This window comes from Pinisolibacter aquiterrae (assembly GCF_019160155.1).
Classification (GTDB): Bacteria; Pseudomonadota; Alphaproteobacteria; order Rhizobiales; family Ancalomicrobiaceae; genus Pinisolibacter; species Pinisolibacter aquiterrae.
This window is the reverse complement of record NZ_JAFNIH010000023.1, coordinates 39,799-65,826: the sequence shown is the minus strand read 5'-3', so window position 1 is coordinate 65,826 and position 26,028 is coordinate 39,799. Positions and strand designations below refer to the sequence as shown.

General features: G+C 68.6%; 25 protein-coding genes and 1 tRNA gene. 19 read left to right on the top strand and 7 right to left on the bottom strand.

Going from position 1 to position 26,028, the window contains the following annotated elements; genetic code table 11:
• The first annotated feature begins 12 nt into the window (after window positions 1-12).
• Entirely contained in the window at window positions 13-570 is a 558-nt protein-coding gene (locus J3S89_RS07875; protein WP_420801328.1) for a peptidylprolyl isomerase, read from the top strand.
• Window positions 571-648: 78 nt separating this feature from the next.
• Here the strand turns inward: J3S89_RS07875 and J3S89_RS07870 are convergent, their stop codons facing one another.
• Both J3S89_RS07870 and J3S89_RS07865 read right to left on the bottom strand, forming a co-directional pair.
• Complete coding sequence (locus J3S89_RS07870) at window positions 649-1,710, bottom strand: GGDEF domain-containing protein (RefSeq protein ID WP_217926947.1); 1,062 nt, start codon at window positions 1,708-1,710, stop codon at window positions 649-651.
• 243 nt (window positions 1,711-1,953) lie between these two features.
• Window positions 1,954-3,462, bottom strand: coding sequence for a DEAD/DEAH box helicase (locus tag J3S89_RS07865; RefSeq protein ID WP_217926946.1), 1,509 nt, complete (start codon window positions 3,460-3,462; stop codon window positions 1,954-1,956).
• A 311-nt stretch (window positions 3,463-3,773) separates the two neighbouring features.
• On the opposite strand from J3S89_RS07865, the gene J3S89_RS07860 reads away from it, so the two are divergent.
• From J3S89_RS07860 to J3S89_RS07790, 15 genes are all read left to right on the top strand, one after another.
• Entirely contained in the window at window positions 3,774-4,472 is a 699-nt protein-coding gene (locus tag J3S89_RS07860; protein WP_217926945.1) for an alpha/beta fold hydrolase, read from the top strand.
• 219 nt (window positions 4,473-4,691) lie between these two features.
• Window positions 4,692-5,072 (top strand): hypothetical protein, encoded by a 381-nt coding sequence (locus J3S89_RS07855; RefSeq protein WP_217926944.1) that lies wholly within the window; start codon window positions 4,692-4,694, stop codon window positions 5,070-5,072.
• 185 nt (window positions 5,073-5,257) lie between these two features.
• Window positions 5,258-5,545, top strand: coding sequence for an Asp-tRNA(Asn)/Glu-tRNA(Gln) amidotransferase subunit GatC (gene gatC / locus J3S89_RS07850; RefSeq protein WP_217926943.1), 288 nt, complete (start codon window positions 5,258-5,260; stop codon window positions 5,543-5,545).
• Window positions 5,546-5,599: 54 nt separating this feature from the next.
• Window positions 5,600-7,090, top strand: coding sequence for an Asp-tRNA(Asn)/Glu-tRNA(Gln) amidotransferase subunit GatA (gene gatA / locus J3S89_RS07845; protein ID WP_217926942.1), 1,491 nt, complete (start codon window positions 5,600-5,602; stop codon window positions 7,088-7,090).
• On the top strand, window positions 7,087-8,058 hold the full coding sequence (locus J3S89_RS07840; RefSeq protein WP_217926941.1) for a hypothetical protein: 972 nt from the start codon (window positions 7,087-7,089) through the stop codon (window positions 8,056-8,058). Before gatA ends, J3S89_RS07840 begins: the two co-directional genes overlap by 4 nt.
• A gap of 186 nt (window positions 8,059-8,244) precedes the next feature.
• Window positions 8,245-9,450 carry an MFS transporter gene (locus tag J3S89_RS07835; RefSeq protein WP_217926940.1) on the top strand — a complete coding sequence of 402 codons (1,206 nt, stop codon included), beginning with the start codon at window positions 8,245-8,247 and terminating at the stop codon, window positions 9,448-9,450.
• Between the two features lie 101 nt (window positions 9,451-9,551).
• On the top strand, window positions 9,552-11,033 hold the full coding sequence (gatB, locus tag J3S89_RS07830; RefSeq protein WP_217926939.1) for an Asp-tRNA(Asn)/Glu-tRNA(Gln) amidotransferase subunit GatB: 1,482 nt from the start codon (window positions 9,552-9,554) through the stop codon (window positions 11,031-11,033).
• Between the two features lie 184 nt (window positions 11,034-11,217).
• On the top strand, window positions 11,218-11,988 hold the full coding sequence (locus J3S89_RS07825; protein ID WP_217926938.1) for a motility protein A: 771 nt from the start codon (window positions 11,218-11,220) through the stop codon (window positions 11,986-11,988).
• 25 nt (window positions 11,989-12,013) lie between these two features.
• Window positions 12,014-12,874 (top strand): OmpA/MotB family protein, encoded by an 861-nt coding sequence (locus tag J3S89_RS07820; RefSeq protein ID WP_217926937.1) that lies wholly within the window; start codon window positions 12,014-12,016, stop codon window positions 12,872-12,874.
• Between the two features lie 235 nt (window positions 12,875-13,109).
• The gene (locus tag J3S89_RS07815; protein ID WP_217926936.1) at window positions 13,110-13,745 is read left to right on the top strand and encodes a glutathione S-transferase family protein; all 636 of its coding nucleotides are present in this window, start codon (window positions 13,110-13,112) and stop codon (window positions 13,743-13,745) included.
• Between the two features lie 81 nt (window positions 13,746-13,826).
• Entirely contained in the window at window positions 13,827-14,534 is a 708-nt protein-coding gene (locus J3S89_RS07810) for a glutathione S-transferase N-terminal domain-containing protein (RefSeq protein ID WP_217926935.1), read from the top strand.
• A gap of 281 nt (window positions 14,535-14,815) precedes the next feature.
• Window positions 14,816-15,085, top strand: a complete 270-nt coding sequence (locus J3S89_RS07805) for a hypothetical protein (protein WP_217926934.1) — start codon at window positions 14,816-14,818, stop codon at window positions 15,083-15,085.
• A 105-nt stretch (window positions 15,086-15,190) separates the two neighbouring features.
• Window positions 15,191-15,952, top strand: coding sequence for a 5'/3'-nucleotidase SurE (gene surE, locus J3S89_RS07800; protein WP_217926933.1), 762 nt, complete (start codon window positions 15,191-15,193; stop codon window positions 15,950-15,952).
• An 88-nt stretch (window positions 15,953-16,040) separates the two neighbouring features.
• Entirely contained in the window at window positions 16,041-16,733 is a 693-nt protein-coding gene (locus tag J3S89_RS07795) for a protein-L-isoaspartate(D-aspartate) O-methyltransferase (RefSeq protein WP_217926932.1), read from the top strand.
• Between the two features lie 159 nt (window positions 16,734-16,892).
• Complete coding sequence (locus J3S89_RS07790) at window positions 16,893-18,530, top strand: LysM peptidoglycan-binding domain-containing M23 family metallopeptidase (protein WP_217926931.1); 1,638 nt, start codon at window positions 16,893-16,895, stop codon at window positions 18,528-18,530.
• 227 nt (window positions 18,531-18,757) lie between these two features.
• Here J3S89_RS07790 and glnA read toward each other — a convergent pair whose 3' ends face one another.
• Window positions 18,758-20,167 carry a type I glutamate--ammonia ligase gene (glnA, locus tag J3S89_RS07785; protein ID WP_217926930.1) on the bottom strand — a complete coding sequence of 470 codons (1,410 nt, stop codon included), beginning with the start codon at window positions 20,165-20,167 and terminating at the stop codon, window positions 18,758-18,760.
• A 103-nt stretch (window positions 20,168-20,270) separates the two neighbouring features.
• The gene (locus J3S89_RS07780; RefSeq protein WP_217926929.1) at window positions 20,271-20,609 is read right to left on the bottom strand and encodes a P-II family nitrogen regulator; all 339 of its coding nucleotides are present in this window, start codon (window positions 20,607-20,609) and stop codon (window positions 20,271-20,273) included.
• A gap of 369 nt (window positions 20,610-20,978) precedes the next feature.
• On the opposite strand from J3S89_RS07780, the gene J3S89_RS07775 reads away from it, so the two are divergent.
• The 3 genes from J3S89_RS07775 (at window position 20,979) to J3S89_RS07765 (ending at window position 23,499) form a co-directional block, all read left to right on the top strand.
• Window positions 20,979-22,544, top strand: coding sequence for an NAD(P)H-hydrate dehydratase (locus J3S89_RS07775; protein ID WP_274383226.1), 1,566 nt, complete (start codon window positions 20,979-20,981; stop codon window positions 22,542-22,544).
• Window positions 22,545-22,627: 83 nt separating this feature from the next.
• Window positions 22,628-22,712: transfer RNA gene (locus tag J3S89_RS07770), tRNA-Leu, on the top strand.
• A gap of 169 nt (window positions 22,713-22,881) precedes the next feature.
• Window positions 22,882-23,499, top strand: a complete 618-nt coding sequence (locus J3S89_RS07765) for a DUF938 domain-containing protein (RefSeq protein ID WP_217926928.1) — start codon at window positions 22,882-22,884, stop codon at window positions 23,497-23,499.
• Window positions 23,500-23,538: 39 nt separating this feature from the next.
• Here the strand turns inward: J3S89_RS07765 and J3S89_RS07760 are convergent, their stop codons facing one another.
• Genes J3S89_RS07760 through J3S89_RS07750 form a run of 3 tightly spaced genes read right to left on the bottom strand, consistent with a single transcriptional unit; the run spans window position 23,539 to window position 26,020 of the window.
• Window positions 23,539-24,246, bottom strand: coding sequence for an ABC transporter ATP-binding protein (locus tag J3S89_RS07760; protein ID WP_217926927.1), 708 nt, complete (start codon window positions 24,244-24,246; stop codon window positions 23,539-23,541).
• Complete coding sequence (locus J3S89_RS07755; RefSeq protein ID WP_217926926.1) at window positions 24,246-24,989, bottom strand: ABC transporter ATP-binding protein; 744 nt, start codon at window positions 24,987-24,989, stop codon at window positions 24,246-24,248. The genes J3S89_RS07760 and J3S89_RS07755 overlap by 1 nt, the downstream gene beginning before the upstream one ends.
• Complete coding sequence (locus J3S89_RS07750; RefSeq protein ID WP_230489111.1) at window positions 24,986-26,020, bottom strand: branched-chain amino acid ABC transporter permease; 1,035 nt, start codon at window positions 26,018-26,020, stop codon at window positions 24,986-24,988. The genes J3S89_RS07755 and J3S89_RS07750 overlap by 4 nt, the downstream gene beginning before the upstream one ends.
• Window positions 26,021-26,028: the final 8 nt, after the last annotated feature.

Here is a 26,028-nt window from a genome sequence, read left to right as displayed (position 1 = left end):
GGAGGACATCCCTTGCTTCGCAGAACCGTGCTCGCCGCCATCGCCTCCCTGCCGCTGATCGCCGTGGCCGAGGCCGTGCCGCCCGCCGCCAACGATCGCGAGAACATGCTGATCCTCACCCTGAAGTCCGGGACGGTGACGATCCGCCTGCGCCCCGACGTCGCCCCCAAGCACGTCGAGCGCATCAAGACGCTGGCGCGTCGCGGCTTCTACGACGGGCTCAAGTTCCACCGCGTCATCGCCGGCTTCATGGCCCAGACCGGCGACCCCAAGGGCGACGGCACCGGCGGCTCCGACCTGCCCGATCTGCGCGCCGAGTTCAATCCGATGCCATTCGAGCGCGGCACGCTCGGCATGGCCCGCTCGTCGAACCCGAACTCGGCCAACTCGCAGTTCTTCATCATGTTCGCCGACGGTGCCTTCCTGAACGGCAACTACACCGCCTTCGGTCAGGTCGTCTCCGGCATGGAATTCGTCGACCAGATCAAGAAGGGGCCGAAGGAGGCCAACGGCATGGTCGACGATCCCGATGTGATCGTGAAGCTGCAGGTCGCCGCCGACGTGAAGTGACCGCCCGCCAGGGTGCGGAAACGAAGAACGCCCGGCCGTGAGGCCGGGCGTTTCGTGTTTCGAAGGCGGCGAGGGCGCTCAGGCGACCTTGGAGCCGTGCTCGTTCGTCGGCGTCTCGACCGTCCAGCGCACCTGATTGCGCCCGCCGTTCTTGGCGGCGTAGAGGCAGGTGTCGGCGCGTTCGATGATCGACTGCGCGGTGTCGCCGGGGCGCCACTCGGAGACGCCGATCGAAATGGTGATCCGGCCGAGGTTCTCTCCGGTCGACCGCTTCACCAGCTCCTTGGAAAACACCGCCTCGCGGATGTGCTCGGCCACCACCACCGACTGCTCCAGCGCGGTGCGCGGCAGGATCACCGCGAACTCCTCGCCGCCGTAGCGGAAGGCGATGTCCTGGCCCTTGATGTTCTGCTTCACCGCCAGTGCCACCAGGCGCAGCACCTGATCGCCGGTCTGGTGACCGAACGTGTCGTTGAACTTCTTGAAATGGTCGATGTCGGTGAAGAGCAGCGAGAACGGTGTCTCGGACTGGTCGGTCTCGGCGAGAATGCGGTCGAGCGACTGGTCGAAATGCTTGCGGTTGGCGAGCGTGGTCAGATCGTCGACGAGGCTCTCGTAGCGGATCGCCTCGAGGCTCTCCTGAAGCTCGGCGATCTGGCGGCGCGATTCCGTGAGCTGGCGCTCGAGCTGGTGATTGACCCGCTCGGTCTCATGGGTCGCGGACATCAGGCCGGAGACGATCGATTCGATCGCGACCGCGTCCTTTGCCCCGGCGAGCGCCGTCTTGGCGTCGCCCAGCGACGACGAATAGATCGAGGTCGACGCCATCTGCGTCTCGATCAGACCGGCGACGCCGTTGATCTCTTGGCTCAGACGCCCGCCGACTTCGTCGATGCGTTCGCCGATCCGCGTCGGGGCGATGTATTGCTCATAGACCCTGTCGAGTTCGTTCGGCGAGATCTTGCCACGGGCACGGATCACGTCGTTGATCGACTTGTTCAAGGCATGGTTGAAGCCGGCGGCGTAGGTGTACCACAGCTCATAGTTGCGCGGATACGCGGGAATCTCGTTCTTGCGGAGGTGGCCGACGGCGTTCTCGCCGTAGACGATCGTCCGCTTGAAATCGTCCCTGTCGCTCATCTCGCTCTGTCCCCCACCCCACGACGCGGACCTCGCGATCCGCGCTGCCGGTCTCCCTCCCGGATGGTCGGAGAATCGCAGGAATGACTTAACCTCGGGTAAAGGACCTTTGCCGAAATCGAGAATCTCGTGGTTCGTCACGGACTTCGCGGCGGCACCCGGCGCGCCCGCCGCTGCTCACCTGATGTGAGCAATCGATCGAGATCGCTCGCCTCGTGTGATCGATCGCGTCGCGATCGATCTTCAGCCGGTGGTGCGTCCACTGCGCACCGGGCGCAGCAGGAAGGCGGGAACGTGATCGCCGAGACCGACGAAGGATTCCTCGGCCTCCTCGTGGCGCGGACGCGGCGGCGGACGATCGCCGGCGCGCACCGGCGCCAGATCCTCGCCCGCGCGCGCCGGACGGCGCCCGCGATCCTTGCGCGCATCGGCGGGCCGGCTCTCGTCGCGCCGCTTCTCGGCGGGAGCGGGACGCGGAGCGGCGGCCTCTCGCTCGGCCGGCGCCGCCGCCTCGGGACGGCGCCCGTCGCGACCGGAGCCGCGACGACGGTCGGAACCCCGGCCGCCGCGCTCGCGGCCTTCGCCGGAATGCGCCCGCGCCGGGCGATCCTCGTGCGGCAGCTCGGAAATGTGCGGCCCGATCCACGAGATGTCGTCGCCGGTCAGCTTCTCGATGGCGGCGAGATGCTTGACGTCGAGATCGGTGACGATGGTGACCGCGACGCCCGAGCGGCCGGCGCGGCCGGTGCGGCCGATCCGGTGGACATAGTCTTCCGAATGAACCGGCACGTCATAGTTGTAGACGTGGGACACGTCGGGAATGTCGAGGCCGCGCGCCGCCACGTCGGAGGCGACCAGCAGCGTCAGCTTGTTGGCGCGGAACCCGTCGAGCATCGCCATGCGCGCCCGCTGTTCCATGTCGCCGTGGAGCGCGCCGACCGAGAAGCCGTGCTTCTCGAGGCTGCGGAACACCACCTGCACGTCGCGCTTGCGGTTGCAGAAGATGATGCCGTTCTTCAGGTCCTCGGCCGAGCGCAACAGCTTGCGCAGCACCTCGCGCTTGTCCGGTGCCTCGCGTCCCGAGGCGATCAGGAACTGGCTCACCGTCTTGGCGGTCGAAGCGGGCTTGGCCACCTCGATGCGGACCGGATTGCGCAGGAACAGGTCGGCCAGGCGCTGGATTTCCGGCGGCATCGTCGCCGAGAACATCATGGTCTGGCGCGACGGCGGGATCAGCTTGCAGATCTTCTCGATGTCCGGGATGAAGCCCATGTCGAGCATGCGGTCGGCCTCGTCGATGACGAGGATCTCGACGCCCGACATCAGGAGACGGCCACGGCCGAAGAGATCGAGCAGACGCCCCGGCGTCGCGATCAGCACGTCGACGCCGCGATCGAGCTTCTTGAGCTGTTCGTCGAACGAGACGCCGCCGATCAGCAGCGCGACGTTGAGTTTGTGATTGATGCCGTACTTGTCGAAGTTCTCCTCGACCTGAGCGGCGAGTTCGCGCGTCGGTTCGAGGATCAGGGTGCGCGGCATCCGCGCTCGCGCCCGGCCGTTTTCGAGCCGGGTCAGCATCGGCAACACGAAGGCGGCGGTCTTGCCGGTGCCGGTCTGGGCGATGCCGCAGACGTCCTTGAAATCGAGGACGACCGGGATCGCCTGTTCCTGGATCGGCGTGGGCTGGGAATAGCCGGCCGCTTCGACGGCCGCGAGGACTTTGTCGGAGAGTCCGAGGTTTGCGAAGGTCATGTTTCCCATCGGGCCCGGGAACGGAAGGCTCGCGACCCGCGACGTCCTCGTTTCGGGACGCCTCGACGGGTGGGGAGGTCCGGCGGGCAGAATCTTTTGTGCAATGCGAGATCTCGCCCGGCAAAGTAGACGAGAAGCGGAAAAAGTCAACGTGATTCGCCGCCGTGTCATTACGGCTCCGAGATTTGCCAAGTGGATTCGTCCAATATAGTGGCGGCGTCGCGGTGGGGCCGATGCGTCCTACGCGCCGGCCCGGCCCTCTACACCCCGCTCCTGCGATCCGGGCGGGGGCCATCCCTGGAGTAAACGTGATGACGTCCATTCCGGTTTTGCTGATCCCCGGCCTCAACTGCACGGCGCGCCTGTGGGCGGGCCAGGTCGGCGATCTCGGCGCCGGTCGCGCGGTCATGGTCGTCGATCACGCCGGCGCCGAGACCATCGCCGCGATCGCCGCCGCGATCCTCGCCGAGGCGCCGCCGCGCTTCGCGCTCGCCGGCCTCTCGATGGGCGGTTACGTGGCGATGGAGATCCTGCGCGTCGCGCCGGAGCGGGTCGCGCGGCTCTGTCTGGTCGACACCCAGGCCCGCGCCGACACGCCCGAGGCCGCCGAGGTGCGCCGGCAACTGATCGAGATCACCGAGCGCGGCGGCTTCGCCAAGATCGCCGCCCTGCAATATCCGAGGCTCGTCGCCCCCTCTCGCGCCGACGACGCCGATCTGCAACGGGTGGTGCGCGCCATGGCCGACGCCACCGGCGCCGACGCCTTCGTCCGCCAGCAGAAGGCGATCCTGACGCGGATCGACAGCCGCCCCTCGCTCGGCGCGATTCGCTGCCCGACCACGGTCGTGGTCGGCGCCGACGATCAGCTGACGCCGCCCGACATGGCGGCCGAGATGGCCGGGCTCGTGCCGGGCGCGCGCCTCGTCGAGATACCCGGCGCCGGCCACCTGTCGCCGATCGAGGCGCCCGAGGCGGTGAGCGCGGCGCTGTGGGATTGGCTGAGGGATTGACGCCGTGAAGGAGTATCCGCGCCGACGTTCTTCTTCGTTTCAGGTCGAACGGCGAAGAAATCGGCGGCGAGATGATTGACGCAAGGTCGAACCAGACGTCTAGTGCCGAAATCGACGCCGGGGCAGGGTGCCTCCCAGGAGAAAATGGACATCCGTCGGCCTGAAACCGATCGTCCTTGCCCCCTCGGGGTCGGTTCTTCCGCCGCTTCGAGGTCACATATGGTCAAGTCGATCGTCTCCGCCCTTCTCCTTTTCCTCGCCGTGACCTGGGGTGCCGTAGGCGGCGCCCGGGCCGCAGAGGCCAAGCAGGATTTCGTCCTCGTCAACAAGACGGGCTACGCCATCTCCGAGGTCTACGTCTCGCCGGCCAAGTCGGACGACTGGGAGGAGGACGTTCTCGGGCGCGATACGCTCGCCGACGGCGAGGCCTGGGAGATCCGCTTCCACCGCGCCGCCAAGACCTGCAAATGGGATCTGAAGGTCGTCTACGAGGACGACGATTCCGAAGCGGTGTGGCCGGCGATCGACCTGTGCGCCGTCGGCAGGATCACCATCCGCTACAGTCGCAAGACCGACACCACCTCCGCCGATTTCGAGTGAGCGAGAGGGGCGCGCCGTCGCCGCGCGGTCGGACGGGGCGGGGTCGCCGCACTCGCGCTCCCCGGCGCGATTGCGCAGCCTTTCGACCGAGTGCTAGAAACGGGTGATCGCGGTCGGCGGACGTCGAGCCGCCGATCGCCCGTTTTCGCATTCGTCGCGTCTCCCGAAGGCCACCCGAGGTTTCCATGTCCGTCGATCGTTCGACCGTCGTCCGCGTCGCCCATCTCGCGCGCATCCGTGTCGCCGAAGAGGAGGTGGACAAGCTCCAGGGCGAACTCAATTCGATCCTCGGCTTCGTCGAGCAACTCGCCGAGCTGGACGTGACCGACGTCGAGCCGCTGACCTCGGTCGTTCCGATCTCCATGAAGAAGCGTGCCGACGTCGTGAACGACGGCGGCATTCCGAAGAAGGTGACCGCCAACGCACCGCTCTCCGAGGACGATTTCTTCGTGGTTCCCAAAGTGGTCGAGTGATCGGGCGCCCGCGCCCTCGATCCTCCCGCGTTCTCGAATTGATGGATTTCGACAGTGACCGATCTGACCGCCCTCACCATCGCCGAGGCTCGTGATGCCCTCGCGAAGAAGGACTTCACCGCCCTCGAACTGACCGACGCCTATCTCGGCGCCATGGAGAAGGCGCGCGCGCTCAACGCCTATGTCCTGGAGACGCCGGAGAAGGCCCGCGCCATGGCCGCCGCCTCCGACGCCCGCCGCGCGGAGGGCCGTGTCGGGCCGCTCGAGGGCATCCCGCTGGGCGTCAAGGACCTCTATTGCACCGAGGGCGTGCGCACGACCGCCTGCTCGAAGATCCTCGACGACTTCGTCCCGCCCTACGAATCGACCGTGACCTCGAACCTCTGGGCCGACGGCGCGGTGATGTTGGGCAAGCTCAACAACGACGAATTCGCCATGGGCTCGTCCAACGAGACCTCCTGCTTCGGCCCGGTCGTCAACCCGTGGCGCCGGAAGGCCGCCGACGGCTCGATCGACCCGACCCCGCTGGTGCCCGGCGGTTCGTCCGGCGGCTCCTCGGCGGCGGTCGCCGCCCATATCGCGCTCGGGGCCACCGGCACCGATACCGGCGGCTCGATCCGCCAGCCCGCCGCCTTCACCGGCACCGTCGGCATCAAGCCGACCTACGGCCGCTGCTCGCGCTGGGGCATCGTCGCCTTCGCCTCCTCGCTCGATCAGGCCGGCCCCTTCGCCCGCACCGTCCGCGACGCCGCGATCCTCCTGAAGTCCTTCGCCTCGGTCGACCCCAAGGACACCACCTCGGTCGATCTGCCGGTGCCGGACTACGAGGCGGCGGTCGGCACGTCGATCAAGGGCAAGGTCATCGGTATCCCTAGGGAATACCGGGTCGACGGCATGCCGGCCGAGATCGAGACGCTGTGGAGCCAAGGCATCGACTGGCTGCGCGCCGCCGGCGCCGAGATCCGCGAGATCTCGCTGCCGCACACGAAATACGCCCTGCCGGCCTATTACATCGTGGCGCCCGCCGAGGCCTCCTCGAATCTCGCTCGCTACGACGGCATCCGCTACGGCCTGCGCGTCACCGGCGACGACATCACCGACACCTACGAGCTGACCCGCGCCGCCGGCTTCGGCTCGGAAGTGCGTCGCCGCATCATGATCGGCACCTATGTGCTGTCGGCCGGCTATTACGACGCCTATTACGTCCGTGCCCAGAAGGTCCGCACCCTCATCAAGCGCGACTTCGACCTCGCCTTCCAGGCGGGCGTCGACGCGGTGCTGACGCCGGCGACCCCGTCGTCGGCCTTCGGCATCGGCGAGAAGTCGGGCGGCGATCCGGTCGAGATGTACCTGAACGACATCTTCACCGTGACGGTGAACATGGCCGGTCTCCCCGGCATGGTGGTGCCCGGCGGCCTCGACGCCAAGGGCCTGCCGCTCGGCCTCCAGCTGATCGGTCGTCCCTTCGAGGAGGAGACGCTGTTCCAGGTCGGCGAGGTGATCGAGCAGGCCGCCGGCCGCTTCACCCCGGCGAAGTGGTGGTGAGCCGCGTGCGCGCCCTCGTCCTCGGCCTCGCCGCCGCCCTCGCGGGCGTCGGCGCGGCTTTCGCGCAAGGCGCGCCGCAGGGCGTGAAGACCTTTTCCGCCAAGGACGTGATCGAGGGAACGAAGGTCTCGCGCGAGGTCTGCGCGCGGACCCCGAGGACCGTCTTCGTCGAGGCCTACGGGCAGGGGATCTGCATCCGCTACTATGCCTCCGGGTCTTTGCGCGGACAGGCGCCGATCGTCTTCTTCACCGGCGACGTGCTGGGTCTCGACGAGAAGGGCCGGCGCGAGGTCGAGCCCGGCTATCTCACCCAGGCGCCCGAATATATCGACATCGCCTCGAAGATCTGGTCGGAGCGCCTGAAGGCGCCGATGATCTTCTTCGGCCGCATGGGGCTCAACGGCTCCTCCGGCTGGCACGGCGACCGCCGCACCGCGCTCGAGGTCGAGGTGACGCGGAAGGCGCTCGACGCCATCGCCGCCAAGGAGGGCGCGACCGGCTATCACCTCGTCGGCCAGTCCGGCGGGGCGATGCTGGTGCCGGCGCTGCTCGCCGCCCGCGACGACGTCGGCTGCGCCGTGATCGCCTCCGGCCCGCTCGATTTCCGCGCCTTCACCCGCGCCTACGGCATCACCTTCCGGACCGGCGGCGCCCGCGCCCATTACGACCCGATGGCCGACGTCGACCGCATCGCCCCGAAGATCGCCGGCGACGGTGGCTCGCGCCTCTTCGTGCTGACCGATCCGCAGGATCGGGCGGTGCCGGCGAAGTTCCAGGCTCCCTTCGTGGCGGCGCTCGAGAAGGCCGGTGGACGTCCGGTCCAGATCCTGACCGGCGGTCGCGACAAGGACCGTCACGCCCTGATCGAGAAGGCGCTCTTCGTCACCGGCCAATGCGTCGCCGAGGCGAGCGACGCCGAGATCGTGAAGCGCTGGCAGGGCAGCGCGGGCGACGACCTGCCGCGGTGAGCCGACGATCCGGCTCGCCGCGATGTCCGACGCGCGATGACCCGAAACCGCCCGTCCTCTGCGCCTTTCGCCGATCTCCCCTGCGGTCACCGTATCTTTACGGATCGCCCGGCGCCCCGCAGAGTGACGAGCTTCGCCGCAACCTCGGCCCGAGACCGACGGCGCGACCGCATCGAGGAGACACCCATGACCGCCGTGACGGATACCGCCGCCGTTCGCCCCTCCGCATCCGAGGGGACCGCGTGGTCGATCCTCGTCATGCTGTCGCTGTCGCACATGCTGAACGACACGATGCAGTCGCTGGTGGCGGCGAGCTATCCGATCCTGAAGGAGGGCTTCTCCCTCGACTTCGGACAGATCGGCCTGATCACCCTGTGTTTCCAGGTGACGGCCTCGGTGCTCCAGCCGGTGGTCGGCATCGTCACCGATCGCCACCCGATGCCCTTCAGCCTCGCCGCCGGCATGGCCTCGACGCTGATCGGCCTGCTGCTCCTCGCCTCGGCCCCGACCTATGCGGTCCTCCTGATCTCGGTCGGCCTGATCGGCACGGGCTCCTCGATCTTCCATCCCGAATCGTCGCGCATGGCGCGCCTCGCCTCCGGCGGGCGCCACGGCCTCGCCCAGTCGCTGTTCCAGGTCGGCGGCAATTCCGGCACGGCGATCGGCCCGCTCCTCGCCGCCTTCGTGGTGCTGCCCAACGGGCGCACGTCGGTGGCGTGGTTCGCGGTGCTCGCCCTGATCGGCATGACGCTCCTGACCAAGGTCGGACTGTGGGGCCGCGAGCATCGACGCACCCGGCCGGCGCCGAAGGTCCGCCCGACCGCCGAATTGCCGCGCGCGGTGGTGATCCGTGCCGTGACCGTGCTGATGGCGCTGGTCTTTTCCAAGCAGGTCTATCTCGCCAGCGTGTCGAGCTACTACACGTTCTACCTGATCGACACGTTCCACGTGTCGGTGAAGGAGGCGCAGGTCTACCTGTTCCTGTTCCTCGGCGCGGCGGCGCTCGGCACTCTCGTCGGCGGCCCGATCGGCGACCGCATCGGCCGCAAGGCGGTGATCTGGGTGTCGATCCTCGGCGTGCTGCCGTTCTCGCTGATGTTGCCCCACGTCGGGCTCGGCATGACGGCGGTCCTGTCGGTGGTGATCGGCCTGATCTTGTCCTCGGCCTTCTCGGCCATTCTCGTGTTCGCCCAGGAACTGGTGCCGGGCCGGATCGGCATGATCGCCGGTCTCTTCTTCGGCATGGCCTTCGGCTTCGGCGGTCTCGGCGCGGCGGCGCTCGGCGAACTCGCCGACCGCACCTCGATCCGCTTCGTCTACGAGGTCTGCGCCTTCCTGCCGGCGATCGGCATCCTGACCGTGTTCCTGCCGAACCTGAAGAAGGCGCGCTGAGGCGGCCTCCCGCCGCCCGATCGCGCGGGGGGTGTCTTGAACCCTCGCGCGATCCGCTCTACCCAGGGAGCAGGCTATCCGTCGCAAGTTCGAGGCATCGCATGTTCACCGCGTTCCGCACCGCCAAGCCGTCGCAGTACCTCAAGGGCGCGACCGGCGATTGGGAAGTCATCATCGGTCTGGAGGTGCATGCTCAGGTCGCCTCGAACGCCAAGCTCTTCTCCGGCGCCTCGACCGCCTTCGGCGGCGCGCCCAACGATCACGTCTCCCTGGTCGACGCGGCCATGCCCGGCATGCTGCCCGTGATCAACGAGGAATGCGTCGCCCAGGCGGTGCGCACCGGCCTCGGCCTCGAGGCCGAGATCAACCTGAAGTCGGTGTTCGATCGGAAGAACTATTTCTACCCCGACCTGCCCCAGGGCTATCAGATCTCCCAGTACAAGAGCCCGATCGTCGGCGAGGGCACGGTCCGTCTCGACATGCCCGACGGCGAGGTGGTCGAGGTCGGCGTCGAGCGTCTGCACCTCGAGCAGGACGCCGGCAAGTCGATCCACGACCAGTCGCCGAACCACACCTTCGTCGACCTCAACCGCTCCGGCGTGGCGTTGATGGAGATCGTGTCGAAGCCCGACATGCGCTCCGGCGACGAGGCCAAGGCCTATCTGTCGAAGCTCAGGACGATCCTGCGCTATCTCGGCACCTGCGACGGCGACATGGACAAGGGCAACATGCGCGCCGACGTCAACGTCTCCGTGCGCAAGCCCGGCGGCGAGCTCGGCACGCGCTGCGAGATCAAGAACGTCAACTCGATTCGCTTCGTCGGTCAGGCGATCGACTACGAGGCGCGCCGCCAGATCGGCATCATCGAGGACGGCGGCACGATCAAGCAGGAGACCCGCCTGTTCGACCCCGGCAAGGGCGAGACCCGCTCGATGCGGTCGAAGGAGGAGGCGCACGACTATCGCTACTTCCCCGATCCCGACCTGCTGCCGCTCGAGTTCACGCAGGCCTGGGTCGACGAGCTGAAGGCGGGCCTGCCCGAGCTCCCCGACGCCAAGAAGGCGCGCTTCATCGCCCAGTACGGCGTCACGCCCTACGACGCGATGGTGTTGACGCTGGAGAAGGCCTCGGCCGACTTCTACGAGGACGTCGCGAAGGGCCGCGACGCCAAGATCGCCGCCAACTGGGTGATCAACGAGCTGTTCGGCCGCCTCAACAAGGAAGGCAAGAGCATCGAGGAGAGCCCGGTCTCGGCGGCGCAGCTCGGCGGCATCGTCGATCTGATCGTCGACGGCACCATCTCCGGCAAGATCGCCAAGGACCTCTTCGAGATCGTCTGGACCGAGGGCGGCGACCCGAAGACGCTGGTCGAGACGCGCGGCCTGAAGCAGGTCACCGACACCGGCGCCATCGAGGCGGCGGTCGACGCGGTGATCGCGGCCAACCCCGACAAGGTCGAGCAGATCAAGGCGAAGCCGACCATGGCGGGCTGGTTCGTCGGTCAGGTGATGAAGCAGACCGGCGGCAAGGCGAACCCCCAGGCCGTCAACGAAATCCTGAAGGCGAAGCTGGGGTTGGAGTGATCCGACCCGAGGTTTTCGTCGATCGCGATCGGCCGCGCCCCCTCGGGGCGCGGCCTTTTTCGTGGGCCGGACGGCGAACATGGTCAACGTCGCCGCCCCCTCGGTAACCCTTCCTTACCTTTGTTCCACGACACTCTCGGCCGAGAAGACCCCGCTCGGGGTCGACGCGTGTGTGTGAGTGACCATGGACATTGCGACCTTCCTCGGTATCGGCGGCGGCTTCGGCGTTCTGGTGTTCGCCGTGTTCCTGGAGGGCTCCAAGCTCTCCATGTTCATGGATCTGCTCGCCACCAACGTCGTCATCGGCGGGGCGCTCACCACCACCATGGCTCGCTTCACCATGGGCGGCTTCGTCGCCGCGCTGACCACGGGCCTCAAGGCCGTCGCCTTCAACCATCACGTCTCCGCCCGCGACACGATCGAGAAGATCGCCGAACTCGCCGACATCGTCCGCAAGCAGGGTCCGCTCGGCCTCGAGGCGGTCGAGATCGAGGACGAGTTCCTCGCCAAGGGCATGCGGATGATCGCCGACGGCTTCGATCTCCACATCATCCGCGAGACGCTCGAGCGCGAGCGCGATCTCCACATCGAGCGTCTCGACGACGCCAACAAGCTCTTCAACTTCATGGGCAACGCCGCCCCCGGCATGGGCATGGTCGGCACGATCATCGGTCTCATCTCGATGTTCGCCCACATGGACGACCCCAAGAAGATCGGCCCCGGCATGGCGGTGGCGCTGCTCACCACCCTCTACGGCGCAATCATGGCCAACGTCGTGGCGCTGCCGATCGCCGACAAGCTGCAGATGAAGTCGCTCGAGGAGAACATCAACTACACGCTCGTCATCGACGGCGTGATGATGATCCGCGAGAACAAGAGCCCGGCGGTGATCCGCGACATGCTGATCTCCTACCTGCCCAACAAGCATCGCGCCTCCTTCCAGGAAGCGGCCTGAGGCATCGGAGGCGAGGGGATCGGCCATGTCGAAGAAGAAGGGACACGGCGGCGGCGGCGGGCACGGCGGAGCCTGGGTCATCACCTTCGCCGATCTGATGGCGCTGTTGATGGCCTTCTTCGTGATGATGCTGGCCTCCGCCAACCAGGACAAGCAGAAGCTCGCCGACGCCTCCGGCTCGCTCAAGGAGGCCTTCGGCGTCCAGCCGATCCCGCGCACCGCCGGCATGATCGAGCGCGACGGCCTGCCGGTGCGCCGCTTCATCAAGCAGAGCGCCCCGGTCGATCAGAAGCTCGACGCGGAAACCTCCGCGCTCTCCAACGACAAGCATGCCCTCCAGGGGCCGGAGAACAACACCCACGACTTCGAACAGGCGAAACAGGAGAAGCCGCGCCAGTTCCTCACCGCCGCCGCCTCGCTGCGCCAGGCGCTCCAGGACATGCCCGAGATCACCGAGGTCTCCAAACACGTCCTGTTCGAGGAGACCGACGAGGGCCTCAACATCCGTCTGGTCGACCAGGACGGCCGCTCGATGTTCGCCGAAGGGGCGAAACAGCCCTACGAATTCACCCGCACCATCCTCGCCAAACTGGCGCCGCCGCTGGCGCGTCTGCCCCATCGCATCCGCATCACCGGCCACACCGCCGGCGGCACCCGCTGGTCGGGCCGCGGCCCCTCCGCCTGGGATCTCTCCTCGGGCCGCGCCGTGGCGGTGGAGGAGATCCTGGCGGGCTACGGCGTGCCCACGGATCGCTTCGATTCGGTGGTGGGCAAGGCCGACACCGACCCGCTCTTCCCCAACGAGCCGATGCTCGCCGCCAACCGACGCATCGACATCCTGCTCGTCCACGAAGCCCCGCCGATGCCCCCCAAACCGTTCGACTGATCCCGCGAGGGAGCGGTCGTCCCCCGACACCCCCGTGCGACCCCACGGGGGTGTTCGCGTTTCGCGGGTGCGCGGGACGGGCGCGCCACGGTCACGGCGATGTGAGGGGACCGGCGCCGGGGCCGCGATGGACAGGCTCGCGCCGGCGTGATCGTCTCGGGCGCGACGAGGGACGAACCGAGGCGGCGGCGATCGGCGCACGGCCCGAACGATCCCTCCTCGGGGAGACGCATCGATGACCTCATCTGCCGCCGCCGAATGGCTGATCCACGTCAATCCGCTCTCGGGCCCGTCCTACAAGGTCGGCCTGATGCTGGCGCTCTGCGGCATCACGCCGTCCTGCCACATCGTCGATCTCAGGGCCGGCGAACAGCGCACGTCCGAGTTTCTCGCCAAGACCCCCTTCGGCCAGGTGCCGGTGTTGGAACACGCCGGGCGCTCGCTCGCCCAGTCCGCGTCGATCCTGGAATACGTCGCCTCCGTGACCGGCCGCTTCGGCGCCGTCGGCGAGGCCGACCGGGCCGACGTCCGTGCGTGGATGTATTGGGACTTCGACCGGCTCGCCTCCTCGGTCTACCGGGTCCGCACCGCCCGCCTCGGCATCCGCCCGATGGATCCGGCGGTCGTCACCCATTACGAGGGCCTCGCGGCGATGGCGCTCGACCTGCTCGAGGGGCGTCTCACCGGCCGCGACTGGATCGTCGGCGACGCTCCGACCATCGCCGACATCGACGTCTACGGCTCCGTCCGCTACTGCGGCGAGGCCCAGATCGACCTCTCGACGCGCCCGGCGATCACCGCCTGGATCGCCCGCCTCGAGGCGCTGCCGGGCTGGGCGCCGCCGGCCGCGCTTCTCGTCGCCACCGCGTGATCTGGAAAAGAGGGGCGCAGCCCCCTACCTTCGCCCCTACCTTCGTATGACCCGCGAAGGCGGGCGCCCCTCACACGACGGATGATCCCCATGACCGATCCCGCACCGCTTCGCCTCTATTACTGGCCGACCCCGAACGGCTGGAAGATCACGATCATGCTCGAGGAGCTGGGCGTTCCCTACGAGGTGATCCCGGTCGACATCGGCAAGGGCGCCCAGTTCGACCCGGCCTTCCTGGAGATCTCGCCCAACAACAAGATGCCGGCGCTGGTCGATCCGAACGGTCCCGACGGCGCCCCGATCTCGGTCTTCGAGAGCGGGGCCATCCTGATGTATCTCGGCCGCAAGTTCGGGAAGTTCTATCCGCGGAGCGAGCGCGCCCGCGTCGAGGTCGAGCAGTGGCTGATGTGGCAGATGGGCGGCTTCGGCCCGATGCTCGGCCAGAACCACCACTTCTCGAAATACGCGCCCGAGAAGATCCCCTACGCCATCGATCGCTATCGCAACGAGACCCACCGTCTCTACGGGGTGCTCGACAAGCGCCTGAAGGATCGCGACTTCGTCGCCGGCGACTATTCGATCGCCGACATGGCGATCGTCGGCTGGGCCAAGCTCTGGGAGGGGCAGGGCATGGACATCGCCGAGTTCCCGGCCTTCGCCGCCTGGCTCGATCGCATGCTGGCCCGGCCCGCCGTCGCGCGCGGCTTGGCGGTGGCCGGCGAGCTGCGCCGCGACGTCGCCACCGACGACGCAGCCAAGAAGGTTCTCTTCGGTCAGCGCGCGCGCTGAAGAATTCGCGCTTCTCTCGGATCGGGCGGAATCGCGGTGAATCGAATCTTTCCGCGGTTCCGCTCACCCCACGGAAGCATCCTTGATTCGAAAGCGGAAATCGCCGCGAAATCGTGAATCGTCGGTGAAATATACCTTTCGTTTCGATTCTGTTCGGTCCTGATTAAGCAATCCATTTAACTCGAGTTTTAATCGAACACGCGAGTATTTCCCCAAGAACGGTGATCGAGAAAGTAGATCGATCATCGCCGCAGAAGACAAAGCGAAATGGGGATCGCATCATGGCTCGCTTCGAAATGAACTCCGCCGAAATCGCCGGCATGGGCGCCCAGGCCGTCACCGCCGACGTGTTCTTCCAGATGGGTCTCGATCATTCGATCGGCCGCAGTGGTGCCGTCGACATGGTCGCCGCCCACATGTGGTTCAACCTCGCCGCCGCCCGCGGCAATCGCGACGCCGCCCGCCGTCGCCAGGAAGTGGCCGCCGAGATGACCGCCGCCGAGGTCGCCGAGGCGCAGCGTCAGGCCCGCGAGTGGATGCGCTGCCACTGATCCCGTGCCGCCGCCCGGGGCCCGCCGAACGCGTGGATGACCATCCATTCGGCTTGCCCAGTCTTCCGGCGCCATGGTAACCCGGAGGCCCGCCGGAGGCCCCCGATGCGAATCCTCATCACCAACGACGACGGCATCCATGCCACGGGCCTGCGCGTCCTCGAGCGCATCGCCCGCGAACTCTCCGACGACGTCTGGGTGGTCGCCCCCGAGACCGATCAGTCGGGCAAGGCGCATTCGCTGTCGCTGTCCGATCCGCTGCGTCTGCGCAAGATCTCCGACCGCCATTTCGCGGTTCGCGGCACCCCGACCGACTGTGTCATCATGGGGGTCCGCCACATCCTGCCCGCCAAGCCGACGCTCGTGCTGTCCGGCGTCAATCGCGGCGCCAACGTCGCCGACGACGTGACCTATTCCGGCACCATCGCCGCCGCCATGGAAGGGACGCTCCTCGGCATTCCCTCCGTCGCCCTGTCGCAGGCCTATGCCTGGGCGACCGACGCCCAACCCGACTGGTCCTGCGCCGAGGTCCACGGCCCCGCCGTGCTGGCGCGCCTGATCGAGGCCGGGATCGCCCCGGGCACGCTGATCAACGTCAACTTCCCCGCCCGCGCGCCCGCGGACGTCTCCGGCGTCGCGATCACCTCCCAGGGCGCGCGCAACGATGCCACCATCGGCATCGACCCGCGCATCGACGGGCGCGGCAATCCCTATTTCTGGATCCACTACCGGCCGCAGACGACGACCCCCGGCAACGGCACCGACCTCGAGGCTCTGGCGCGCGGCGCCGTCTCGGTGACCCCGCTCCGGCTCGATCTGACCGATCACGCCGCGCAGGAGCGGCTGAGGGAACGATTCTCGGCCTGATTTTGCACCGCACACCGGCCGGTACGGAAAAATCAACCAATTCCGGATATGCGAGCGAGTCGTCTCGTCGTTCTCGGAGTCTTCGCCCATGGCCGGCCGCCACGCCACTCTTCTGCGCCATGCCGATTGCCACATCGACGACGACGAACGGATGGCTCTGGCCCGCCTGGCCCTGACGCTCTCCACCAAGGGGCTGCACGACCGCCGCATCCTCGGCGCCGTCGAGACCCTGCCGCGCAGCCTGTTCGTGGCGAGCGCCCATCGCCTCCGCTCGCTGGAGGATCGCCCGATCCCGATCGAATGCGGCCAGACCGCCGATGCGCCCTCGGTGATCGCGCTCGCGCTCCAGGCGGCCGAGCTTCTGCCGGAGCACCGGGTGTTGGAGATCGGCACCGGGTCGGGCTGGGGCACCGCGCTCCTCGCCGGCCTCTGCACCAAGGTCTACACGGTCGAACGCTTCCGCACCCTGGCCGATCTCGCCTTCGAGCGCTTCTCCGCGCTCGCCATCGACAATGTCGTCCCCTCCGTTCACGACGGCCTCGAGGGCTTCGCCCGCCACGCGCCGTTCCACCGGATCCTGCTCGCCGGGGCGGTGGAGGAGGTGCCCCGCGGGCTGCTCGAGCAACTCGCCCCGCAGGGCATCCTGGTGGCGGCGATCGGGCCGGCGCGCGGCCCGCAGACCTCGATGCGATGGATCCGCCGCGAGAAGGGTTTCGACGTCGAGAAGATCGGCCCGACCCGCCGCGTCGCCTTGATTTCCGGCCGCGCCACCGCCCTCTGACACCCCCGTTTCGCCCGCCGCGCCGGTCCGTTTCGCCCGCCGTGCGGGTATCGAAACATGGTGAATTCGTCGCGCGCTTAAGCCTTCGTCAACGTTACGATGTTTTGAATGGATGCACGTGAACGACGAGATTTTCGTCAAAACGGCGTGAGTGTTGCGATGCGTCCGACGACCCAGAAACTGCGTTCCAGCAACGTGTCCCGCGCGGCGATCCTCGTCGCTGCCGCCGCCGTTCTCGGCGGCTGCTCCAGTGATGTCGGGCGCTTCGGATCGGATCCGATCTACACCGGCTCGACCCCCAACCAGCGCGCCATCCTCGGCCCGAGCGGCGGCGAGGCGGCCCGCTACGGCGGCAACGCCTACAGCGCCTCGCCCTCCTACGGCCGCGTTCCCGAGCGCAGCTGGTCGAACGTCGACACCACCGGCTCGATCGAGCCCGGTTCGGCCGCCGTCAGCCGCTCCGATCTCACCCCGCCGCCCTCGGGTGCCTATGCCGACACCGTCGCGAGCCCGCTCGCCGACGCCGCCCGTCCGGCCGAACCGGCGCCCGCCTATCCCCAGGTCGCCGCCGCCGGCGGCTGGAGCCCCCAGGGCGGAACCTGGGTCACCATGCGTCAGGGCGAGACCATCGATACGCTGTCGAACCGCTACGGCGTGCCGATCGCGGCGATCCGTCAGGCCAACGCCATCCCCGCCGGCCGCACTCCCAGCCCCGGCGATCGCGTGCTGATCCCCGTCTATCATCGCCCGACCGCGGCCGCCGCGCCGGCGTCCGCGCCCGCGCCGCAGGTCCGTCAGATCTCGATGAGCCGGCCCACTCCCGCGCCTGCCCCGGCGCCGACCGCCGCGCCGCAGCGCTTCGCCACCGGCTCGATCCCGGCGCCCGCCGCCGCGCCGCGCCCGCCGGTCGCCGCGCCCGCTCCGGCCGTGATCGCCCGGGCGGCCGCGCCCGCGCCGATGCCGCCGGCGACGCCCCGCCCGACCACCACGGCCGCGGCCACGACGCCCCCGAACGGTGGCGTCAAGCTGGTCGGCGCCTACACGGTGCGCAGCGGCGATACGCTCGGATCGATCGCCCGCACCTACGGCGTCTCCGAGCAGGCCCTGCGCGATCGCAACAATCTGCGCAGCGCGTCGATCTCGCCCGGTCAGCAGCTGCTGCTGCCGGCCGGCACCAAGCTGATGCTGAAGACCTCCAAGGCGCCCGCCGCCGCCACCGAGGTGCCGACCACCAAGCCGGCCGCTCCGGTCGTCGTCGCCGAGGTCAAGACCCCGGCGGTGAAGGCTCCCGCGACCACCGCCACGACCCCGGCCAAACCGCCGAAGGACACGTCGAAGATCGACCAGCACGCGGCCGAGACCATCGCCGTGGCGCGCGAGGCCTCGCCGGCCGAGGTCGAGAAGGCGTCGTCGGGCGGCGGCAGCTTCCGCTGGCCGGTGCGTGGCCGCATCATCTCCGAATACGGTGCCAAGTCGAACGGCGAGAAGAACGAGGGAATCAATCTGGCGGTGCCGGAGGGAACCTCGATCAAGGCCGCCGACGGCGGTGAGGTCATCTATTCGGGCAACGAGCTGAAGGGCTACGGCAACCTCGTCCTGGTCCGCCACCCGAACGGCTTCGTCTCGGCCTATGCCCATGCGAGCGAGCTTCTGGTCAATCGCGGCGACAAGGTCACCCGTGGCCAGATCATCGCCCGCGCCGGCGCCACCGGCTCGGTCAGTCAGCCCCAGCTCCACTTCGAGCTGCGCAACGGCCAGAAGGCGGTCGACCCCAAGCCCTATCTCGCCTCCAACTGAGGCGCCCCCCTTCGCTTCCGCCGGAGGCCACGGCGGAAGCAGATTGAGAAACGGCTCCGGATCGCGGCGATCCGGGGCCGTTTTTCCGTTTGCGCCGCGACGTCGGGTCCCGAGGGCAGGGGCCTCGGGACAGCGCGACGGGGCGGCACGCCGGGCGCCGCGGGGGCCGAAACGAAACGGGGCGCCCGAAGGCGCCCCGAAACGTCTGCCGGTGTCGGACGAGCCGATCAGCAGGAGTAGTACATCTCATACTCGACCGGATGCGGGGTCATCTCGTAGCGCATCAGCTCTTCCCACTTCAGCTCGATGTAGCTCTCGATGAAGTCGGGCTCGAAGACGCCGCCGGCGGTGAGGAACGCGTTGTCCTTCTTGAGGGACTCGAGAGCCTCGCGGAGCGAGCCGCACACGGTCGGGATCTTCTTGAGCTCCTTCGGCGGCAGATCGTAGAGGTTCTTGTCCATCGCCGCGCCGGGATGGATCTTGTTCACGATGCCGTCGATGCCGGCCATCAGCATCGCCGCGAAGGCGAGATAGGGGTTCGCGGTCGGATCCGGGAAGCGGACCTCGATGCGCTTGGCCTTCGGCGAGTTGCCCCACGGAATACGGCAGGACGCCGAGCGGTTGCGGGCCGAGTAGGCGAGCAGAACCGGAGCCTCGTAACCCGGGACCAGACGCTTGTAGGAGTTGGTCGACGGGTTGGTGAAGGCGTTGAGCGCCTTGGCGTGCTTCAGGATGCCGCCGATGTAGTAGAGGCAGGTCTCGGAGAGATCGGCGTACTGGTTGCCGGCGAAGGTCGGCTTGCCTTCCTTCCAGATCGACTGGTGCACGTGCATGCCCGAGCCGTTGTCGCCGAAGACCGGCTTCGGCATGAAGGTGGCGGTCTTGCCGTAGGCGGCCGCGACCTGATGGATCGCGTACTTGTAGATCTGCAGGTGGTCGGCGACCTTGGTCAGCGGCGCGAACTTGATGCCGAGCTCGTGCTGGGCCGAGGCGACCTCGTGATGGTGCTTCTCGACGGCGACGCCCATCTTGGCCATCATGGCGAGCATCTCACCACGGATGTCCTGGCAGCTGTCGATCGGCGGGACGGGGAAGTAGCCGCCCTTGGTCTTGACGTGATGGCCGAGGTTGCCGCCCTCGTAGTCGGTGTCGGTGTTGATCGGCAGTTCCGGATCGTCGACCTTGAAGCCGGTGTTGTAGGGGTCGGCCTTGTACTTGACGTCCGAGAAGATGAAGAACTCGGCTTCCGGGCCGAAGTAGACGGCGTCGCCGATGCCGGTCGACTGCAGATAGATCTCGGCCTTCTTGGCGATGCCGCGCGGGTCACGGCCGTAGCGGTCGCCCGACGGCTCGAGGATGTCGCAGACGAGGACCAGGGTGGTCTGGGCGAAGAAGGGGTCGATGAAGGCGGTCTCGGGGTCCGGGATCAGGACCATGTCGGACTCGTTGATCGCCTTCCAGCCGGCGATCGACGAACCGTCGAACATGGTGCCCTCGGAGAAGATGTCTTCGTCGACCAGCGAGACGTCGAACGTGACGTGCTGCCACTTGCCACGCGGATCGGTGAAGCGGAAATCGACGTACTTGACGTCCTGCTCCTTGATGAGGGCGAGAACGTCGTTCGCAGTCTTCGTCATGGGAACTTTCCCTTTCGCTGAGTGTGCTCTGGTCCGACGCCGTCGACGGTGAGCGTCGCGGGCGTGAGGAAGGGGGAGACGGCCGAGGGATCTAGCGGGTCGCTCAGATCGCGTCGAGTCCCGTCTCGCCGGTCCGGATTCTTACCGCCTCTTCGACGTTGGAGACGAAGATCTTGCCGTCGCCGATCCGTCCGGTCTGGGCGGCCTTGCGGATCGCGTCGACGGCTTTCTCCACCGTCTCGTCCGGCAGGACGATCTCGACTTTCACCTTCGGCAGAAAGTCCACCACGTATTCTGCACCGCGGTACAGCTCGGTATGACCCTTCTGACGGCCGAAGCCCTTCGCCTCGGTCACGGTGATGCCCTGGAGGCCGACCTCCTGGAGGGCTTCCTTCACCTCGTCGAGCTTGAAGGGCTTGATGATGGCCTCGATCTTCTTCATCGGCTTCCGATACTCCGAAGAAACATGGGGGAACCGGCCTGGGAGACCGGCCCGCGTCGGACCTTGGCAAGCCTCGTGCCATGTGGCGACGGGAAGCGACATGCCCCGGCGATCGGGAAAATGCGCGAAGTTTGCAACGTCTTGTGGCGGTGCGAGAATAGATCGCAGTGCATTTCATGGGCAAATGAAAAAATTTTGGGCATATGCGGTTTCGGGGGACATCCGATCCGCCCCACGCCGCCGCCGGTCTGCCTCGTGATCGGGCGCCGTCCGGGGCCGCGGCGGGCCGCGCGGGCGCCTTCTTCCCCCTCTCGTCGCGTCTGGTCATCGCCGATGCACCCGGTTAACGTTCGAACCGAGAGGTGATCCTTGCTCGAACTTCTGACCCCATCCGAGATGGCCCGCGCCGATGCCGCCGCGATCGCGCGCGGCGTGCCCGGACGCGTGCTCATGGAGAACGCCGGCCGCGCCGTCGCCGACATGATCGTCCATCGTTGGCCGGCGGGAACCCGCGTGCTGGTCCTGTGCGGTCCCGGCAACAACGGCGGCGACGGTTTCGTCTGCGCCCGCATCCTGCGCGAGCGCGGCCTCGTCGTCCGCCTGATGCTGCTCGGCGATCGCACCCGCCTCACCGGCGACGCCGCCGAGGCGGCCGAGCGCTGGCGTGGCGGCGTCGAGCCGGCCGAACCGGCCGGGGTGGCGAGCGCGCTGCGTGATTGCCGGGTGGTGGTCGACGCGCTGTTCGGGGCCGGGCTCGCCCGCCCGCTCGGGGGCGCCGCCGCCGCCGTGGTCGAGGCGGTCGTCGCCTCCGGCCGCCCGGTCGTGGCGGTCGATCTGCCGTCCGGCGTCGACGGCGCCACCGGCCGCATCCTCGGCCCGGCGATCCGGGCGGAATGGACCGTCACCTTCTTCCGCATGAAGCCGGGTCACCTGCTGCTGCCGGGGCGCATCGCCTGCGGCAAGACGCTCGTCGCCGACATCGGCATCCCCGCGAGCGTCCTCGCCGCGATCGGCTCGAGGACGACCCGCGACCTGCCGGAACTCTGGCGCGATCACCTGCGGCCGCCCGGCCTCGCCGATCACAAGTATTCGCGTGGTCACGCCGTCGTGGTCTCCGGCCCGCTCACCCGCACCGGCGCGGCGCGGCTGGCGGCGGAGGCGGCCCTCCGGGTCGGCGCCGGGCTGGTGACGCTCGCCTCGCCGCCCGACGCGCTGGTGGTCAATGCGTCGCATCTGACCGCCGTCATGCTCACGCGGATGAACGGCGCCGAGGGCCTCGCCGAGATCCTCGCCGACACCCGCCGCAACGCGCTCGTGCTCGGCCCCGCCTGCGGGGTGGGCGAGGGGACCCGCGCGCTGGTCGAGACCGCGCTCGTCGCCGCGCCCGCCGTGGTGCTCGACGCCGACGCCCTGACCACGATCGCCGAGGCGCCCGATCCGATCTTCGCGGCGATCGCCGCGCGCGCCGCGCCGGTGGTCCTGACCCCGCACGAGGGCGAATTCGCCCGGCTCTTCCCCGATCTCGCCGCCGCCGTCTCGGACCTGCCGAAGACCGAGCGCGCTCGCCGCGCCGCCGAACGCTCCGGCGCGATCGTCCTCCTGAAGGGCGCCGACACCGTCGTCGCCGCGCCCGACGGCCGCGTCGCCATCGCCGACAATGCCCCTGCCGATCTCGCCACCGCCGGTTCGGGCGACGTCCTCGCCGGCCTCGTCGGCGGCCTCCTGGCGCGGCGCCTGCCGGGGTTCGAGGCGGCGGCCTGCGCGGTGTGGCTGCACGGCGAATGCGGCCGCAAGGCCGGTCCCGGCCTCATCGCCGAGGACCTCGCCGCCGAGTTGCGCCCGATCCTGGCCGCGTTCCACGAGGCCGAGCTCCGGCGGTCGTGGAGCGACGGCGAGGACGAGGAGGAGGACGACGATCGCGGCGGCAGCGATTGAGCACCGCGATCGCCGACCGTCGGGACCGACCGCGTCGCGTCGACCTTGCGTCGCGCGATCCTTCGCGCTAACCCCGTCCGGCTGCGGGTGTGGTGGAACTGGTAGACACAACGGATTTAGGTTCCGTCGGCGCAAGCCTTGGGGGTTCGAGTCCCTTCACCCGCACCATGCCTCGTCCGCGCCGGCCGGCTTTCGCCGAACCCGTGGAAGGGCGAGGAAAGGGGCGCCCGCAGGCGTCGTGGTCTCCCCGCCGATCGGCGGGGCCGCGATACCGACCGCCGCGCCGACCCTCCGGCTCGGAGGACCACCCGACCGCCACGTCGCCGAGATGCTCAGCATGACCGACGCCCGTCTCCACGCTCCCGCCACCGTCCGCAATCGCGACCCCATCTTGGAAGCGCTGCGCCCGGTCCTGCCCGCAAGCGGGCGCGTCTTGGAGATCGCCAGCGGATCGGGCGAGCACGTCGTCCATTTCGCGGCCGCTCTGCCCGAGGCGACCTTCGTTCCGTCGGATCCGAACGCCGAGGCACGCGCCAGCATCGCCGCCTGGGTCGCCGAGACCGGGGTCGGCAACGTCGTCGCCCCGCTGGCGCTCGATGCCGCCTGCCCACCCTGGCCGATCGACCACGCCGACGCGATCGTCTGCATCAACATGATCCATATTTCGCCCTGGGCGGCCACCGAGGGACTGTTCGCCGGCGCCTCGGCGATCCTGCCGGCCGGTGCGCCGCTCTGCCTCTACGGCCCTTATAGGCGGGACGGACGCCATACCGCGCCGAGCAACGAGACCTTCGACGCGTGGCTGCGCGACCAGAACCGCGAATGGGGTGTGCGCGATCTCGAGCGTGTGGCCGATCTCGCCGGCGCCGCCGGGTTCGACGCGCCCGAGATCGTCGACATGCCCGCGAACAATCTCGTCGTGATCTTCCGTCGAGGTGGAGACGCCGAGCGCTGATCGACCGGGGGTCGACGGTGCGCGCGACGACGCCGGTGCTCACCCGTGCGACACGGCGAGATGCCGTTCGAGCCGGCTCGGATCGGCGATCAGCTCGGCGCTGGTCGCCGCCAGAACCACCGTGCCGCGCTCCAGCACCACCGCGTCGTCCGTCACCGCGAGGATCTTGCGCGGCTGCTGCTCGACCAGGATCACCGACAGCCCTTCCTCGCGCGAGATCCGGCGGAACGCAGCCAAGAGTTCGTCGACGATGATCGGCGCGAGACCTTCGAGCGGCTCGTCGGCGAGCAGGATCTTCGGATTGAGGGCGAGCGCGCGTGCCACCGCCAGCATCTGTTGCTCGCCGCCGGAGAGCTGGTTGCCCATGTTGGCGCGCCGCTCCTGAAGGCGCGGGAACATGGCGTAGAGCCGCGCCAGATCCCACGGCCCCTTGCGCGCCACCGAGGTGATGTTCTCCTCCACCGTCAGCGAGCGGAAGATGTTGCGCTCCTGCGGCACCCAGCCGATGCCCGCCGCCGCGCGCTTTTCGGGCGCGAAGCCGCTCACGTCGACCCCGTCGAGGAGGATGCGGCCGGAAAAGCGGCGGGTGACGCCGACGATGGAATCGATCGTGGTGGTCTTGCCGGTGCCGTTGCGGCCGAGCAGGGCGAGCGAGCGCCCGCGCTCGAGAGTGAGCGACAGCCGGTCGAGCACCACCGCCTCGCCGTAGCCGGCGGTGAGATCGATGATCTCCAGAAGCGCGCTCATCAGCCTTCTCCGAGATAGACGGCGCGCACGCGCGGGTCGTCGGAAATCTCCGCGACGGTGCCCTCCGTCAGCACCGCGCCGGCGACCAGCACCGTGATGCGCTCGGCGAAGCGGAACACCATGTCCATGTCGTGCTCGATCAGAACCACCGTGACGTCCTTCGGAAGTGCTTCGACCGCCTCCAGGATCTCGTGGCGCTCGCCTTCCGGCACGCCGGCTGCCGGCTCGTCGAGCAGCAGCACGCGTGGTTTGGTGGCGAGCGCCACCGCGATCTCGAGCAGCCGCTGCTTGCCGTAGGGCAGCGTCCGCGTCGGCTCGCGCATCCGTTCGGTGAGGCCGAAACGCTCGAGCACGTCGACCACTTCGTCGAGCACCGCGCCGCGCGTGCCGACCCGCCGCCACCAGTCGCCGCCGCGTCCCGAGCGTTCCGAGACGGCGAGCGCCACCGTCTCGATCGGGGTGAGGTCGGGGAAGAGCTGGTTGATCTGGAAGGTCCGCCCGAGCCCGCGCCGGACCCGCGCCTCGACCCCCATGCCGCCGATCTCGACCCCGTCGAGCCGGATCTGGCCGGCCGAGGGCGCGAGCACGCCGGTCAAGAGATTGATCAGCGTCGTCTTGCCGGCGCCGTTCGGCCCGATCAGGGCATGGCGGGCACCTTTCTCCAGGCGCAGATGGACGTCGTTGGTGGCGGTGAGGCCGCCGAAGGTCTTCTTCAGACCGATGGTTTCGAGCGCGAGCGTCACGGCGTGCCCTCCGGCGAACGGCGAGCGGGCAGGATGCGGGCGACGATCGCCCGGCCGAGGTCGTCGAGCCGATCGCGGCCGATCAGCACCAGGATCACCAGCCCGAGTCCGACCCAGAACTGCCAATATTGCGGGGTCATCGCCGAGAGCACGTCCTGGGCGAAGCGGAACACCACCGCGCCGACGATGGCGCCGTAGAGCCGGCCCGATCCGCCGATGACGAGCACCAGCAGCACCTCGGCCGAACGGTGGAAGTCGAGCACGTCGAGCGACACGAAGGCGGTCGTCTGGCACGAGAGCGCGCCGGCGAGCCCGGCGATCGCCGCCGAGAGCGTGTAGACCGCGACCAGTCGCCGCTCGACCGGAATGCCGACCGCCCGCGCCCTGAGGCGATTGTCGCGAATGGCCCGCAACGCATGGCCGAAGGGCGAATGCACCACGACGCGGAGCGCCAGCATCACCACGAACAACACGCCGAGCGCATAGGCGAAGGCGGTCGTGCCGTAGAGATCGAAGTCGAACCGCCCGAGGAGCGGGCCGATCAGGATGCCCTGGAGCCCGTCGGCGCCGCCGGTGAGCCAATCCATCTTGTTGGCGGCCTCGTAGAGGAGCGAGGCGACGCCGAGCGTGATCATCAGTCGCGTCAGATCGGCCCCGCGCAACACCAGGAAGCTCGAGACGAAGCCCGCCACCGCCGCGACGCCCGCCGCCACCACGAGCCCGGAGAGGGGATCGCCGTGGCCCGATTGCGCCAGGATACCGGCGGCATAGGCGCCGAGGCCGAAGAAGGCGGCATGTCCCAGCGAGACGATGCCGGCATAGCCGAGGATCAGGTCGAGCGACACCGCGAAGAGGGCGAGAATGGTGATCTCGGCCAGGAGCAGATGATGCGAACGGCCGACGAAGAGCGCGGCGAAGGCGAGGAGCCAGAAGGCGATCTCGAGCGGCCGCACCCGCGACTGCGCCCCGAGGAAGGCCTTGGCCGAGGCGACGGCGTCGGCGCGCGAGGTGGGGAGGAGGGGCATCGTCATGGCGTCCC